This window comes from Cryobacterium sp. RTC2.1 (genome assembly GCF_035018685.1).
In the GTDB taxonomy this organism is placed as follows: domain Bacteria; phylum Actinomycetota; class Actinomycetes; order Actinomycetales; family Microbacteriaceae; genus Cryobacterium; species Cryobacterium glucosi.
Genome location: NZ_JASJXJ010000380.1, coordinates 1 through 298 on the forward strand (window position 1 = coordinate 1; position 298 = coordinate 298).

A 298-nucleotide genomic window follows, 5' to 3' on the forward strand; every position below is an offset into this window, starting at 1 on the left:
CGGATGCCCCAGGCCTGCTCCATGATCACCTGCGCGTGCCGGTAACTGATCACCCCGGAGGCCAGGGCATCCCGGGTCACGGGGAGGTCCTCCGCGAGGGTGCGGCTGGCTTCGATCAGGGTCTCCGCCGTCCGGCGCGGGAGCCGCAGCAGGGCGCCGACCTCGCACGTGAACTCCTCCTTCGTGGCCTCCTCCGGCGACCACGGCGGGCGCAGGCCGCTGGCGCGTTCAGCGGCCTCCGCCCGGGCCCGGCCGACATCGGCGAGCACCCGTTGGGCGGTGTAGACCGCGGCCGCCC

General features: G+C 75.2%; 1 protein-coding gene. It reads right to left on the reverse strand.

Annotated features, from left to right (window positions below; translation table 11 throughout):
* Positions 1-298, reverse strand: a 298-nt coding sequence (locus QN357_RS19385) for a DUF222 domain-containing protein (protein ID WP_323505455.1), incomplete at both ends; no start/stop codon positions are given.